The organism is Dictyobacter sp. Z7_2 (assembly GCF_057551105.1).
On the sequence record NZ_BAAJPE010000001.1, the window covers coordinates 3,018,919 to 3,034,091 of the forward strand.

15 protein-coding genes are annotated in these 15,173 nt (G+C 50.3%); 8 read left to right on the top strand and 7 right to left on the bottom strand.

What is annotated here, in order from left to right:
• Positions 1 to 29: 29 nt before the first annotated feature.
• The 5 genes from AC27N8_RS12010 (at position 30) to AC27N8_RS12030 (ending at position 5,916) form a co-directional block, all read left to right on the top strand.
• Positions 30 to 1,169, top strand: coding sequence for a site-2 protease family protein (locus AC27N8_RS12010; protein WP_487067245.1), 1,140 nt, complete (start codon positions 30 to 32; stop codon positions 1,167 to 1,169).
• 105 nt (positions 1,170 to 1,274) lie between these two features.
• Positions 1,275 to 1,949: a response regulator transcription factor gene (locus AC27N8_RS12015; protein WP_487067247.1), complete on the top strand. Its 675-nt coding sequence runs from the start codon at positions 1,275 to 1,277 to the stop codon at positions 1,947 to 1,949.
• Positions 1,933 to 3,591 (top strand): sensor histidine kinase, encoded by a 1,659-nt coding sequence (locus AC27N8_RS12020; protein ID WP_487067249.1) that lies wholly within the window; start codon positions 1,933 to 1,935, stop codon positions 3,589 to 3,591. Before AC27N8_RS12015 ends, AC27N8_RS12020 begins: the two co-directional genes overlap by 17 nt.
• A gap of 447 nt (positions 3,592 to 4,038) precedes the next feature.
• Entirely contained in the window at positions 4,039 to 5,205 is a 1,167-nt protein-coding gene (locus tag AC27N8_RS12025) for a S1C family serine protease (protein ID WP_487067251.1), read from the top strand.
• Positions 5,206 to 5,244: 39 nt separating this feature from the next.
• On the top strand, positions 5,245 to 5,916 hold the full coding sequence (locus AC27N8_RS12030) for a DedA family protein (protein ID WP_487067253.1): 672 nt from the start codon (positions 5,245 to 5,247) through the stop codon (positions 5,914 to 5,916).
• Between the two features lie 21 nt (positions 5,917 to 5,937).
• On the opposite strand, the gene AC27N8_RS12035 is transcribed toward AC27N8_RS12030, so the two are convergent.
• The 4 genes from AC27N8_RS12035 to AC27N8_RS12050 all read right to left on the bottom strand — a co-directional run bounded on the left by AC27N8_RS12035 (position 5,938) and on the right by AC27N8_RS12050 (position 9,748).
• Complete coding sequence (locus AC27N8_RS12035) at positions 5,938 to 6,759, bottom strand: VOC family protein (protein WP_487067255.1); 822 nt, start codon at positions 6,757 to 6,759, stop codon at positions 5,938 to 5,940.
• Positions 6,760 to 7,001: 242 nt separating this feature from the next.
• The gene (locus tag AC27N8_RS12040) at positions 7,002 to 8,390 is read right to left on the bottom strand and encodes a S53 family peptidase (protein ID WP_487067257.1); all 1,389 of its coding nucleotides are present in this window, start codon (positions 8,388 to 8,390) and stop codon (positions 7,002 to 7,004) included.
• Between the two features lie 247 nt (positions 8,391 to 8,637).
• Complete coding sequence (locus tag AC27N8_RS12045) at positions 8,638 to 9,426, bottom strand: aminoglycoside adenylyltransferase domain-containing protein (protein WP_487067259.1); 789 nt, start codon at positions 9,424 to 9,426, stop codon at positions 8,638 to 8,640.
• A 106-nt stretch (positions 9,427 to 9,532) separates the two neighbouring features.
• A complete protein-coding gene (locus tag AC27N8_RS12050) occupies positions 9,533 to 9,748 on the bottom strand; it encodes a hypothetical protein (RefSeq protein ID WP_487067261.1) in 216 nt (71 codons plus the stop codon).
• Between the two features lie 374 nt (positions 9,749 to 10,122).
• Between AC27N8_RS12050 and AC27N8_RS12055 the strand changes: the two genes are divergently transcribed.
• From AC27N8_RS12055 to AC27N8_RS12065, 3 genes are all read left to right on the top strand, one after another.
• Positions 10,123 to 10,440 (top strand): hypothetical protein, encoded by a 318-nt coding sequence (locus AC27N8_RS12055; RefSeq protein ID WP_487067263.1) that lies wholly within the window; start codon positions 10,123 to 10,125, stop codon positions 10,438 to 10,440.
• A 133-nt stretch (positions 10,441 to 10,573) separates the two neighbouring features.
• Positions 10,574 to 10,792: a hypothetical protein gene (locus tag AC27N8_RS12060; RefSeq protein WP_487067265.1), complete on the top strand. Its 219-nt coding sequence runs from the start codon at positions 10,574 to 10,576 to the stop codon at positions 10,790 to 10,792.
• Positions 10,793 to 10,801: 9 nt separating this feature from the next.
• Positions 10,802 to 11,077 carry a hypothetical protein gene (locus AC27N8_RS12065; RefSeq protein ID WP_487067267.1) on the top strand — a complete coding sequence of 92 codons (276 nt, stop codon included), beginning with the start codon at positions 10,802 to 10,804 and terminating at the stop codon, positions 11,075 to 11,077.
• Between the two features lie 40 nt (positions 11,078 to 11,117).
• On the opposite strand, the gene AC27N8_RS12070 is transcribed toward AC27N8_RS12065, so the two are convergent.
• The 3 genes from AC27N8_RS12070 to AC27N8_RS12080 all read right to left on the bottom strand — a co-directional run bounded on the left by AC27N8_RS12070 (position 11,118) and on the right by AC27N8_RS12080 (position 15,106).
• Positions 11,118 to 11,579 (bottom strand): MGMT family protein, encoded by a 462-nt coding sequence (locus tag AC27N8_RS12070; protein ID WP_487067269.1) that lies wholly within the window; start codon positions 11,577 to 11,579, stop codon positions 11,118 to 11,120.
• Positions 11,580 to 11,708: 129 nt separating this feature from the next.
• Positions 11,709 to 12,848 (bottom strand): epoxide hydrolase family protein, encoded by a 1,140-nt coding sequence (locus AC27N8_RS12075; RefSeq protein ID WP_487067271.1) that lies wholly within the window; start codon positions 12,846 to 12,848, stop codon positions 11,709 to 11,711.
• A gap of 125 nt (positions 12,849 to 12,973) precedes the next feature.
• On the bottom strand, positions 12,974 to 15,106 hold the full coding sequence (locus AC27N8_RS12080) for a pectinesterase family protein (protein WP_487067273.1): 2,133 nt from the start codon (positions 15,104 to 15,106) through the stop codon (positions 12,974 to 12,976).
• Positions 15,107 to 15,173 lie beyond the last annotated feature (67 nt).

A 15,173-nucleotide genomic window follows, 5' to 3' on the forward strand; every position in this document is an offset into this window, starting at 1 on the left:
TTCATGCCGATGCAGAAAGGAGCATTTGTATGGTTGGCTCATTTCGACTTGGAAAAATCCTGGGCATCAATGTGTTCGCCCAATTTAGCTGGTTTATTATTCTCGTCCTGTTGACGTGGTCTCTGGCCACGAGCTGGTTTCCCCAGTCTTTTGCCGGTTGGTCGTCGCTGGCTTATTGGATGGTCGCACTTGCCGCCACTTTACTTTTCTCGCTCTGTATTCTCCTGCACGAGCTTGCTCACGCATGGGTGGCAAGCTTCTATGGACAAAAGGTGAAAGGGATTACTCTCTTTGTCTTTGGTGGCATGGCAGATGTCGAGCAGGAGATGAGGCGTCCAGGGGTCGAGCTACGGATCGCGTTAGTGGGTCCGCTGACAAGTTTTCTGCTGGCTGGTCTGGCCGTTTTAATGGCATTACCCTTACAGGGCAGTGATACTGCTGCCGAGGCTGTGCTGGATTATCTGGCGATCACGAATCTGCTGGTGGGCGGCTTCAATCTCATTCCGGCATTTCCACTTGATGGAGGACGTGTCCTGCAAGCTATCATCTGGAAATGGACAGGCAATCGTTCCCGCTCGATGAATATTGCTACCTTCGTGGGCCAGGGCTTTGGATATCTTCTGATGATCGTAGGTGCTTTCAGCCTCTTCACCGGAAATATCTTTAATGGGATCTGGATCGGCTTTATCGGCTGGTTTTTGATCGATGCAGCTCGGACGGCGCGGATGCGCAATGCTTTGCAATCGACAATCTCAGGACTGCGTGTCGCAGAGGTGATGGATGCACATCCTATAGTCATACCGGCGAATATCTCGATCCAGAAGGCGTTCGACACGTTCTTTATTCCCAGGAGCCTGTATTCTGTGATGGTCGTACAGGGAGATTTCTTCGCTGGTGCGCTCTCGCTGACAGATATTGGACGCGTCGAGCGCGATGCCTGGGCGGTGACTCCTGTTGGCTATGTAATGCGTCTGCCCGAAAAACTGTATGTTGCTACAGCCGATCAACAGTTTTCTGAGATTCTGGATATGATTGTGGCGCAAGATATTCAAGATATTCCTGTGGTTGAGGATCAACGGTTGGTGGGAGTGGTCAATCGTGAGTCGATCATGAGGCAACTCCAGGAAAGAGCGGCGGTGACTGTTGAGAGCGTTAGCCGCGTGGGATGATATAATTCTCTTAGCGAATAAGTTGTCCTGGTCGAAGTGGTCTGGGACGTTGTGTACCAGCAGATCTGCAAACACTTTATGTTCAGGAGAGGAAAGAAGCTAAACATGAAAGCACATCTTCTGGTTGTGGATGATGATCCACGCATTACAGATCTGCTCCGGCGTGTCCTGGCCTACGAAGGATATAGCGTTGCCGTGGCTGCTACAGGCAAGGCTGCTTTGACCAGTACGCTGGAGCGTGCTCCAGATCTGGTCATTCTTGATGTTATGCTGCCGGGGATCGATGGCTTAGAGGTGGCGCGGCGACTGCGCGCTGCCGGCGATAACGTCCCTATCCTGATGCTGACTGCCCGTGATGCGATCTCAGACCGTGTGGCGGGCTTGGAGACGGGGGCAGATGATTATCTGGTCAAACCCTTTGCGCCTGAAGAGTTGGTGGCTCGCGTCAAAGCGCTGCTGCGCAGAAACCTGGTGGAGCGTCAGGAGGTGTTGCGCTATGCGGACGTTGAGTTGGATACGGGGACGCGTATCGCTCATCGCAAGGGGCGCGAGATTGAACTTTCGCCAACAGAATATGAACTCCTGGTTCTCTTTCTTCGTCGGCCTCGTCAGGTGCTCACGCGTGACATCATCCTGGACCGCGTCTGGGGTATGGACTTTGAAGGATCATCGAACGTGATGGAGGTCTATGTTGGCTATCTGCGTGGGAAATTAGAGGCGAATGGCGATACTCGCTTGATCCATACCGTACGCGGGGTTGGCTATGTTTTTAAAGAATGAACCTCGTGCGTTGCAAACTAGCGAGCAATCTCTTCCTACAGAGCAGAGAAAGCCACGTTCTTTACGCTTGCGGCTGGTTTTCTGGTATGGTCTGCTCGTAGCCAGTGCCTTGCTCTTTTTTGCAGTGCTGGTCCTCTTTCTTGTCACAGATGCGCTTAATCAAAGTATCACCAGTCAGGTGCATGGAGAAGTGCGCGTGGCCGAGTCACAAGTCAATGCTGAACTCTTATCCAGCTCTCCCTATTGGCCTGCTCAAGTGCATCTGGAGACGCTCGATGCTTATCAAGAGCCGGGCGTTGTGGTCGAGGTTATCAATCAGCAAGGCACGATGCTTTACGATTCGGATGACAATAGTCGCACGCATATTCCGATCACTGTTGCCAACGCGCAGAAAGTTTTATCGGGTAACTCGATCCAATACCAGGCCGCTGTCGATGGAGGAGAGGTACAGGTAGAGGCAGTACCTGTTCGCCCCCAACTCTCTACTGAAGCCAGGATGGTCCGCTCAACTACTCATATAGGGGCTCAATTGATGACTCCTGTGATGACTCCTGTCCTCTCCTCGCAGCAAGCTGACGCTACAGATCCAGTCATTGGTATGTTATTGGTCGCAAAGTCGCGTGGCGAAATCCAGCAAACACTGTTTCTCTTTCAGACGTTACTGGTGTTTGTGGGGTTGGCAACCTTTGCCGGGACTCTGATTGGCGGCTGGGCGATAGCGGCTCGCGTCTTATCACCTCTCTCTGAAATGGCTCGGACAGCACGCTCAATCGCAGCGACAACGGCGCGTGGTACACGCATCGGCAACCTGCATCAACGCATTCGACGACCTCAGGGACAGGATGAGATGGCTCAAGTGATTGATACTTTGAATACGATGCTCTCCGATCTTGAGCACGCCGCTTATGGGCAGCAGCGCTTTGTCGCTGACGCCTCACATGAGCTGCGTGCGCCTCTGACGACCATCCAGGGGAATCTAGCCTTCTTGCAGCGCCATATCGATGAACTATCGCCGTCGGAGCAGCATACAATGCTTTCCGATGCCTATGAAGAGACGCTACGTCTGGCCGAACTGGTGGAGCAGTTGCTACTACTGGCGCGTGCCGATGCCAATATTGATACTTCTTCTTCACAGACCACATCCTCTCAACTGGCTGAACATAGCTCCTCATCAATTGTAGAACTGGATCGCATCGTGTTGCAACTCGTACGTCAGTTGCGTGGCCGACTGGCAAGTGAAGATACCACTGTACACATTGATGTTGGCCACATCGAGCCGATCAGAGTACACGGCGATGAAGAGACGTTACGTCGCATTATGCTCATTCTACTCGATAATGCAATTAAATATACGCCGACCAGTATAATGGAGAAAGGGGAAGGACGTGTGACCGTTTCTCTCGAAAGCAAAGAGAGGGAGGCGGTTTTGCAGATACGTGATACTGGCATGGGTATCGATCCAGTTGACCAGCCACATATCTTTGAGCGCTTCTATCGAGCCGACCGTGCACGCATGCGTCAGGGAACCGGTCTGGGGCTTTCGATAGCACACACGTTAGTGATCCAACTCCATGGTCGAATTACTGTTGAAAGCATCCCTGGTCAGGGCAGTACATTTCGCATCTGGCTTCCTCTTGCCTGAAAATGCGCTTACTTTACGGCTCCCTTCTTGAACTGACTCTTACTGCGAACATAGGACTCTGTCAGGGATCAGCGCAACCCGACGTAGCGTCGTGCCCTCGGGCACTATGTTCCACTTGACGTATGATCAGGCAGGCCAGTGTGGCTCGACGAGATCGTGCTGTTTCGTACGAGCTACTGGGACATCGTGCCCGAGGGCACGACGCTACGTTGGATTGTGTTGATTTTGTCTTCTCAGTTTCATTTCAGGATGTTCACAGTAGCAGTTCATGTACATAGCGTATGCTCATAGTAATCCAGGGAGGTAAGAAGCGATGAAGCTTTCTGACCTCTCTGGAGTTCCGATATGGTATGTATCTCATGTCTGCCTTTAAGAAGCGTTTTTTTGCTTGTCATAGTTATAGATATGTGTTTTATGCCCTTGATAGAAAGAAGTGAGGAAGCTCCTATGCAAAGTACAGAAACTAATATGGCTCCAACCCCTATCCCGCCTCCATACGATACGCCCAGACGTTCGACGCAGCGCATCCGCACGGGCGCGATCTTTTTGTTGGCGCTGGTGCTGCTGAGTGTCTTTAGTGTTGGACTATTTGCTGGTTGGCAATTTGGTACAGGTAGAGGCGCCGGCATAGGTCCATCGCAGGCGAATGGAACGTCGACCGCGTCGTTGACGCAGCCCGCCTTTACTGGAGAAAGTATCGAAACGCGCCGTGAAGCCGTTATCGCGAAGGTTCGGCCGGCTATTGTGCAGGTGAACGTTGTGACCCAGACGGGAAAAGGATTGGGATCAGGCGTTGTCATTGATGCTCGTGGCTATATTGTGACCAATAACCATGTAGTGAATGGGGCACAACAAATCCAGGTGATGCTTTCAGATGGAACCTTATTGAGTGCCACCGTCGTAGGCGCCACGAGCGATGACGATCTTGCAGTTCTAAAGGTTAATCCTCCGAAGACGAAGTTGGTCGTGGCGCAACTGGGCGACTCTTCAAAACTTCAGGTGGGACAGGAAGTACTGGCTGTGGGCAATCCATTAGGGATTACTCAGACAGTCACCAGCGGTATTGTGAGTGCTCTGGGACGTAGTGTCGGTGCTTTGCGTGATACTGTTCAGACTGATGCGGCTATCAATCCTGGCAACAGTGGTGGCGCCTTGATCGATCTGGATGGTAAAGTCGTTGGCATTCCGACTGCCACAGCTGTTGATCCTGAGTTTAAGAAACCTGCCAATGGAGTCGGCTTTGCAATTCCCTCGAACCGTGTGCAATTTATTGTGCCGCAACTAATCGAGAAAGGGAAAGTTACTGATACCGGTCGAGCAGCCCTGGGTGTTAATGTGACCAGCGTAGATAGCGTCATGGCAACGCAAAATCAGTTTTCTGTTGATCACGGGGCTCTGATTGTGAATGTGCTGGCTGATGGTGCCGCGACGAAGGCTGGTATAAAAGTTGGTGACATTATCATCAAAGTTGGTGACAAAATAATCGATAACGCACCTGCTCTTACTGAGGCTCTGACCAGTAAAAAGCCGGGCGATACAGTCACAATTCAGCTCTATCGCGGGCAGCAGCAGATGAATGTAAACGTGCAATTGATCGAATCACGAGCTAAGTAGTCGTCGTCGTATGTCAGAAAGAAAGTCGAGAAAGGCTCTATGTTTCATATCCAGACATGGATTGTATGGCTGCGAGCGGCCTACGATACCTATGGATACCTGATTGTGTTCCTTGGAGCACTGGGTGAGAACACAGCCTTTCTCGGTATCTTTTTGCCGGGAGGAACGCTGGCTCTACTGGGAGCATTCTATGCGAGGCAGGGAACACTCAATCTTGGCTGGGTGATCTTTTTTGCCACGGCCGGAACCGTGATTGGCTATCATATCGATTACTTGCTTGGACGCTATGCTCTGGCAGGACTGCTGGCAAGATGGGGTAAGAGCTCCTGGGGACGTCGCTTACGGATCGAAGTTCGTTTGCGGTTAGCTCGTCGAATGCTGGCGAAACGCGGCGGTCCAGCTATTTTGCTATCCCACGTGGTCGGACATCTCCGCTCTTTTGTCGCTCTGAGCGCCGGAATTACACATATGCGCTATCGGAACTTTCTCTTTTGGGAATTGATCGCGGCCTCGCTCTGGAATACTGCCTACAGCCTGATCGGCTATTTTATCGCCGTTGAATTTGATCAATTGCAGCGCATCATCGAGCAATCAGGCGTAGTTATCCTGGGCGTTGGTCTCATCTTCCTTTGCGTGTGGTGGCTCTGGAAGCAGAAGAAACTACGTCTACGCAGAGAACGTCGGAAAATATCTTCTGCTTCTTCGATCTAAGATAGGCACATCTGCAAATGCTTAGATGAGCTCTATCGTGATACCATTGGGATCTTTGAGCGTCGCTGGCGTCAGTTCTGGACGCTTGACCTCATAGAAATCGATGCCATAACTATCCTCGGCCACAGGGCTGACGTTTCTGCCGGCCCAGAGATTATTGCCAAGGTGATGATGGTAGCCATCCCAGGACATAAAGTAGGCTTGATTGCCCATCCCGACGACAAGCTTCATGCCTATCTGCTGATAGAAAGCATAACTCTGCTCCAGGTCTCCGACGTTGAGATGCATATGACCCAGTCTTAGTTTGTCGGAGAAGCCGGTGAAAGCTCCGGTGGACTGCTTGATTAGACGCTGCGCATCCAGTGGAATCGTATCCATCTGTAGCTGTCCATCTTGATAGGGCCACTGCGTACGTGGACGGTCATAGTAGACCTCGATGCCGTTCCCTTCTGGATCAGTGAGATACAGTGCCTCGCTCACCAGATGATCTGAAGCGCCGCCCAGTGGTATTTTATTGCTGCGGTCCAGACTGTGTGTTAAGAAGGAGCCGAGTTCGGCCTCCGTCGGCACCAGAAGTGCAAAATGATAGAGTCCGGCTGAATGGCGTGGGCGTGGTTTGCCTCCAGGGAGCGTGCGCAACTGAAGCACTTCACGTGTCCCTACACCAAGCCCTACGCTGCCGTTGCCTGCCTCATCGCGCTCGTCCCTGACGATGGAGAGACCCAGGCTCTGGTAATATTCGATGCTACGTGCCAGATTTTGAACGCGTAAACCCACTCTTTGTAAAGGCCAGCTGGTCGGATTTATCTCCTGCTGTGCTACATTTGTCTCTAAGGTCGTCATAATTATCTCCACTTCGTCAGGTTTCTGCCCGCCTGCTTACTTATTGTTAGGATACAACAATAGTATAGCACAGAATATGGCCGGTGTGAAGTATCTTCTTGTGAAGAAATTCATTGTTGCCTGATAATGCTTTATCTTGAGAGATATAGAGGAAGAGATCCTATAGCAATCAAATTTGACATGCTGTAGGATCTCTTGCAGGTTGTTGGCTCTTGTCAGTACGCTTGTGCGTGGGGCCTGGATCAGTGCGTCAATAGTTTCAAGGTACTGAAGAGAGGTTGTGCATCAGGACTGCCCCAACCTGTAGTCGCATCCCAGCCAGGACCGGCCTGGTAGCCGGGGATGGTTCCCTGGGCATTATTGCCCACTGTGATGTCGTGGAAGACTTTGGAGGCTGTAAACTTGTTGGCTCCGAGTGCGTACAGGATGGGATTCAAGAAGCCGAGTGGATGTCCAACGTATTGGTTGGCATCAGCTGTGAGTCCTGCCCAGAGGGGAGAGCTTTCGCTGGTGCCACCGAAGAGGTAGTAACCGTTGTTGTCTCCACCCAGGAAACCCAGGTAGACGGGGACCGGGGTATTAGGATCGGCATTCATAGAGATATCTGGAATGGCACGATATCCCTTCAACAACTTTTGTGTCTGTCTCGGCAAGGTTAGACTTTGATAGAAAGGCTCTTTAAAGTACTGACTGATACCACCGCCGGTAGCGCTATCAAGTCCATCGTTCCAGACAGTCTCTGATTGATAGTTGCCGCTGGTATCGGCGTACAGGCTTGTGCCCCCAACTGCGGTGACCCAGGGAGACGACGCAGGATAACCAACGGTTGGAAATGGGTAGTTGTTGTCATTGAGATCAACGTTGGCTGAGCCTGAGTCGCCAGCTGAGGCGAAGACAGAGACGTGTTGCGAGGCGGCATATTGATAGAATTTTTCGAATTGGCTGAGTACTTGTTTGCCCTGAGGATCGAAGAAGGTATTTTCGGTCGCCGACCAGCTTTGCGTGATGATCTTACCGATGTGATTATTGACGGCATACTGCTCAAGTTTCAGGAACTCGGGCATGCCCGTGACGCCTTCCGTTTCGGCAACTGGACTGGTGAGCACTACGATGTTCGCGCCCGGAGCCATCGCGTGTGCCCATTGGATGTCCAGCGATGTTTCTTCGGCCCATCCGAGCTGAGCGCCGCTGGTGGGATCGAATGTCACCGATCCAAGTGGAGCGAGCTGTTTAAATGATGGAGGATCAGGTAGGCCATAGTCGGCATCGAACTTTTGCAGGTCCGCATAGGCGGTGGGGCTACCAAATGAGTCGATGATGACGATTGTCTGACCTTTACCTGTGTCACCGTGATTGACGAGCGAGCTCAAGTTATATGCCTGACGGATCTCCTGGGGACTGTAGCATGGGACGCCGATGTTGGCACGACATCTTGTATCGCTGGGAGCACTATTGGCATCCCACTTTGTCCAATGTCCGTACTCGGACAAGGCTCCAATGTGTGGAGCGCTGCGAGCGACAGTGGTTGGCGCATTGATAAATAATGATGTGCTTAAGAAGAAGAGGAGAGTCAGACTCATCCCTGTTATGCGCGTATATTGGGATATACGCATACGAGTAGAAGAGAACATCCTATGTCCTTTCACTGCATCATAATGTTCTACAAAAATTGTACTCATTTCCAAAAAGATAGTCCTTCTTTTTGGTGGCACCTGGATAACAACCTTGTATGAAACATCAATATTCATATTCTTTGATATATGGATACTAATGTGTTTATAACATAAAAAAAATAGAATATCAATTATCTATGACTGAGTACAGGAAAAATCCATAAAAAAAGCCATGGGTAATATCACCGTTGACAGAGGTGTAGCCTCAATGCAGATCTTGCTGGATGAAAGCAGCAAAGGTATCGAGCATGGCGCGTCCTGCGGGACGCTTCAAGCGCCCGCCTTGATAGGTTGCCAGTGCCTGCTCGATCAGGGGATGAAATTCTTCTGGTAGCTGGGTGAGTGCCCAATTTCCGGCTGCGCTCTTGGAGAGTATACTTTTTGTACGGAGATAGGCTTCGGTCTGGCAGGCGTTCAAGATGAATGTGATGGGATCTTGTAGGCGATGATCAAGCTTTTTTTGCATCTCTACCAGGAGCGAGGAGCGGAATGCTTCGGCTGGTACAAGCGGGATCTCTTCCTCGATACTCTTTCCATAGAGGCAGATCCCATATTGTCGCAGCGTGGCCAGATAGATGGTGAGGTCGCTTGAGCGCTGCGTTTCGGTTGACCAATACTGCATGTCGTTTTGATGGATCTCGCGCTGATAGCGCTCGCGTTCTTTTTCGTCATAGAAGAGGTGGACTGAGATGGGTTGTTGGAAGGGCTGGAGCATATTTTCTACGACAAGATAGATCTCAAGAGGGCTGGGCATCCTGGAGATACGTAAAAGTAATGTGATCAGCTCACGTTTGACCGCTCCAGTCAGGTCGTGAGAGATCACCGCCAGGACATCTATATCGCTACGCTCCGGATTAAATCCGCCCGCGGCCAACGAACCATTGAGGTAGATCCCCTGGACGTTCTCTCCGAGTCGCTGTTGCAGTTCTGTGAGCAGGGTCTGCACTTCGGATTTGATGACTTTTGAGCAGTTTGCCCAGCTATAATCGATCATGTGATTTTTTGTACCTTTGCTATGCCAGGGATAGTGTGAAATCTGTCTTGTGCTTTCTCAATTCTACGCGCTGATAGTAGTCAGCCGCAAGTTGTAGCTTTCATAGTTATGGTGACTTTGGCTGTCCCTCCTCTTCCTGTGTGGGATACTGTTTGGCGAAGAATGTGCTTTTCCAGATACGCGCTGATGCGGGTGTACAACCGACTCTTCGGGCAAGCTCCTCTGAATTGAGTGACGTGTTTTCGCGTAGTAGGGCGTGGAGGCGCTGCTTGGCGTTCAGTCTCGTCGGTTGTAGGCGTCTTGGATATCGAATGCTTGTCATCTAGCGTCTCTCCTGATGCGATATTGCCTGTATATTGACATATCTTGAGGAAAATAGCAAGAGAAGAATAAGATGCAATTCTTATAGCGCTTGAATACCTGGAAATTGAAGGCATCGCTTATGAAGATAAACTTCTTGCTTTAGATCTCTCAAAACGCTCTCTGATGGGTAAAGGTGTCTGAACGTGAGAAGTTATAAAAGGATGTAGACATAAAATAGGTATGTATAGATGATGATTTCGAGTGAAAAGAGCAGAATGTCTGAAAGTTTTAGAGGATGAATTTGTGTTGATGTGTGCCTGTGCTTGAGATAATCAATTATACTGATTAGAGAGAAAAGATTTCTTGCCTATGAAATTGTGAGAAGGATAAGCTATGAAAAATACGGGAAATAAGTCTGTGGTGCACAGCGTGCATTTGACACTCGATCAATCGATCGGGCTGTTGCAGGATTTGAAGGTACGTGCTGCACATGATCAGGCCGTGTTGCAGACAGCCGATGGCGAAGTGCTGAAAGCGCTTGGCGTCGTGCTACCTCTCTTGCCCGCCGAGATACAGGATCAGGTGCGCAATCTTCTGGCTCTGCGTAACGATATCCATAGCCCTTATTTAGGACGCGCTACAACTATGACACAATTGCATCAGCGCGGCGAAAATCGTCCCGACCTGCCTGGTTGGGCGCAGCCCGAGTAAGATGTGCCGGAGGTATGAGCTTCCTTTTGAAAAGCAAAATAGCAAGGTTGAGTTCCATCGGGGCCGTTTACAACGTGTAGGTAATGGTCGATCTTGAGATTTGTGATTGAATACTGAAAGGAAGTCATATATTATGACAACACACACAAACTATACTCCTGAGGAGTGGAAAATTCTTACTACGGCTCCACTGTCAGTAGGTGGAGCCGTTGCAGTTGCATCGCCGAGTGGCGTCGTCGGAACTCTAAAAGAGGGGATGGCGATTGTTAATGGGATGCTTAACGCCGCTCATCATCATCCGGGGAATCAGCTTATCCAGGACGTAGCTCCGTTGGGTATCAAGCGTGAGTAGATCGACGCATTGACAAATACGGCTCGCGATATGCTGCGGCAGTCACCATCAAACGATGCCCAAACATTGGATATCTGTAGTCGAGCTGTAAGCGTGCTACAGCGCAAGAGTACTCCTGCTGAGGCCGATGAATATAAGCGCTGGCTGATAGAGATTGGTCAGGAGGTGGCTGGTTCGGCAAACGAAGGGGCCAACATTTTGAATATGGGAGGGACCGCTGTCAGCCACAAAGAGGGTCAGATGTTACATAAATTGGCTGGCGTCCTGGGTTTGCCTGATAGATAATTCGTTATTGCCCGTTCTGTTGTAAAACACACTACGGGCTTTACGCTTTAAATGGGGATGCAGGGTCGTCGTGTAAGAGATGCAATAGATTGGCATCTGGCTCGATTGTGCTGGTGGTATTTGCCTCCAGGATCTGTTGGCGTTCGGTCTCACTGAGATCACGCATAGGGTCCCAGCCATAGCGAGTCAGGTTGACTGTGCCGTTGGCCGAGAAAATAATCCCCTCATCTTCAAGTAGCTTACGCATGCGACCGGCCTGCCCGAAGGCTTTGCTGCCCGAAAGTTCTCCTTTACTATTGATAACGCGCTGTGCTGGCACTTCATCTGGTGTGGCGCGCATCATCCAGCCAACCATACGAGCGCCTTTGGGATATCCCAGCGCTTTGCCCAGCCAGCCGTATGTCGTGACGCGGCCAGAGGGACATGCCTCAACCAGCGCGAATAGCTGCATCATAAGGGTCGATATCTGTGCATTGAACCCTTGATCTATTTGATCTGCCATGGTTTTTACCCATCCTTGCGTTAGTATGATGTTTTACGACGAGGTTTATTCAGTTCAGCGAGTAAATTGGAGAAAGAGGAGGAGAGATCTCTCTCCTTGTCTTTCTCGGTCTGTTGATCAGGTACTGAACTAAGCTCTGAGTGGTCGAAAGAACTCACGTACTTCGTTGATGAGAAATTCTGGTTGCTCGAGCGCAGCGAAATGTCCACCTTTCTCCAACGTTGTCCAGTGCTGGATGTTATAGTACCGCTCGGCCAGAGCACGTGGAGGTTGGGGAATATCTTTCGGGAAAAAGGCGACTCCTGTCGGAACGGTGATACGTTCCGGAGTGAATGTACTATTGTGCATCGTTTCATAATAGAGTCGTGTCGACGAATTGATTGTTTCCGTCACCCAATAGATCATGATATTGGTGAGCAGTTCGTCTTTCGTATAGACGCTTTCAACATCGCCATGGCAATCGCTCCAGGTACGGAATTTCTCGACGATCCAGCCAGCCAGACCGGCAGGCGAGTCATTGAGGCCATAGGCGAGCGTTTGTGGCTTGGTGCCCTGTATATATCTGTAACCAGACTCTTCCTGCTGAAAATGTTTCATCCGCTCTTGCCAGCGTTGTTCTTCAGGATCTGGCTCAGCATTTTGAGAGCCAGGGAGCCCGATCAACATATTAAGATGGATTCCGATGAGATTCGCAGGATAGCGCCGTCCCAGACGTGAGGTGATCATGCTTCCCCAATCGCCTCCCTGAGCGCCAAAGCGCGAGTAGTTGAGCTGTTCCGTCATCAGACGTTGAAAAAGCTCGGCGACACGTCCGGCATCCATGCCACGCTCACGTGGACGTCCGGAGAAACCATAACCGGGCAGGGAAGGCACCACCACATCAAATGCATCTTCAGCCTTACCGCCGAAGCTGACTGGATCGGTCAATGGCCGGATGATTTTGTACATTTCGAAAAAGGAGCCGGGCCAGCCGTGTGAGATGATGAGGGGGAGGGGATTAATCCCTTTACCTTTGACATGGATAAAGTGGATCTCTTGTCCATCAACCTTAGCCTTGAATTGTGGAAAGGAATTAAGGAGTTGTTCCTGTGCACGCCAATCGAAGGTATCATGCCAGTAAGTCACCAGTTCCTGCAAATATGCCAGATTGGTGCCATACTCCCAGCCTGTCGCGGGAATTTCATCGGGCCAGCGTGTTCGTGTCAGGCGTTGTTTGAGATCCGCCAGAATAGCGTCATCTACCTGGATTTTAAAGGGATTGATTGTCATGCTTCCTCCAGTATATAGTAGCTTATGCGTCTAGCAATGCTCTTGTCCACTATAATGCAGCACAGACAAAAGTGCAAGTTTAAAGATGCGCAGATGCAGATTATCAGGCAATAGATGGATGCTTATTAATGGAAGAAGTTTTGTTTCCATGTGACATTGTATCCTGGCGCGACTTTGAAAGCTCCCCTGGCGTTATCCTCGAAGGTACAGTTTTCGAGGGTTCCTCGCCCGTTGTCGGTGACTTGAAGGCCGTATTGGGCGCTCTGCCTGATCGTATCCCGTTGAAGCATGGGATCTCCTTTGGTCGAGATGAGAACATTCGCTTGCTTATGCGCAAAGATATCACAGTATTCAAGTATTCCTCGTCCACTATCTCTGACCGATACTCCGTAAGTTCCTTGATGGATTTTGCAGCGATAGAAATAGGGTGTGCTTCCGGTGGAGATGGAGACGTTTGCTTCAAGATTGGCCTCAATATTGCAATCCTGGTACGATCCCAGTCCTTCCTGAAGGATCTCTATGCCGTATATCTGATTATCGTGGATCTGGCAGCGCAAACATAGTGGGTTGCTTTGTGTCATCGTCACAATGCCAGTTGCATTCTGCTTGATCTCACAATCTTCGCAGCTTGCCTGTGCATGATCGCGGATAGAGAGTCCGTATTGCTGGCAGTTGTAGATGGAGCAGTGCCGGATCATGGGATTACCTCCAGTGGCAATGGAGATGCCCGTTGATCGCTGATTGAAAATCTCACAGTACTCGAGCGTGGCTCGAGCGCTGTTCGTGATCGTGACACCATGGGTCGCGCCGTCGTGGATGGTGCAGTAGCGGATGGTTGGATTGGATGCCGCGTTTTGGATTCCAATACAGGCTGCCGCGTTCGATGAAAGATCGCAGTCTTCAATCAAGGCTTGCCCTGCGATAATATTGAGGGCCTGATAATCTTTCTCTGCTGTACCAGCCTGACAACGGATTGTCAGGCCACGAAGTATTGCATGGGAGGTTTGAATGACGATGCAATGAGTGTCGCTGCTCTCCAGGATGATCTGGTCTTTGGGGCCGTTACCGATAATTTCGATGGCTTTGTCGATGACGATGCTTTCTTGATAGTGGCCTTCTTTTAACAAGATGAAGCTATTCGCGTCCACTTGCTGAATGGCCTCTTTGAGTGATGTGTAGTCTCCGTCGCCTCGCTGCGAGACGACAACGCTGGGTCGTGGCTGTCCACTATCCTGTTCTGCTGTACTCGGATTGGGCGTTACCGGTTGGCCGGATTGCCATTGGTAGATAGGATACACGATGGTTTTGATGCTGGCCGATTGGAGCATCTGCTGAATATTTTGAAGCTCCTGTTTTACTTCATTGGCATCAGTAGGTCTCTGATCCTCCTTCATCGCTAACATCTGCATGATTAACTTTTCCAGGATGGCGTTGGCGGGCTCATGTGTGTCGAGTTGCAGTGGCTGGAAGAGAAATGGCGTGAGGCCTGGATTGATACCGGAGACGAGATGATAGAGGGTGGCTCCCAGGCTGTAGATGTCGGAGCGGATGGTCGTTTGCATGCGTCCATATTGCTCTGGAGCCGCATAGCCGGGCGTGCCCAGACTCATGGTATCTTTGGCCTGACCAGGCTTAAAGAAACGCGCAATCCCGAAATCAATCAAATATAACTGTCCATCGTCCGTCAGCATGATGTTGTCGGGCTTGAGATCACGAAAGATGATCGGTGGCTGATGGCTGTGCAGATAGCTCAGGACTGTACAGAGTTGTAGCGCGATCTCAACTGTCTCTTTGATGGGTAGATGATCATCTGGTTGCTTCTCAAGATAATGGGCAAGCGTCTGGCCTTCGATATAATCCATCACCAGATACCAGCGTCCTCGCTCCTCAAAATGATCATAAATACGGGGCAGGTTGGGGTGTGAGAGATTGGCTAATAGGGTGGCCTCTTGATGAAATGCGGCAATCGCTTCTTGTATCTCTGTCGCGTTTAAACCACGCATCCCCATCTCTTTGACCGCTCTGATTGTCTGTTTGAAAAGAGAGTCTTTAACTTTATAGATCGCACCGTAACCTCCCTGTCCCAACTTTTCGAGAATATAGTAGCGCTGTTTTAGCTCATAGGTAGAAGTAAGGAGTCCCGTGGCCGTAGTTGTAGTGGAAACTGTGAGTTGTGGTTGACCGCACGCATAACAGAAGCGGGCATCTGCTCGATTGGTTGCCCCACAATTATCGCAAAACCGGATAGACGAATTCATAAGAGAGATGTTTCTGGCTAAAAAACAATAATATTGATATGAGTCTTTATAGAGATAATAGCATAAA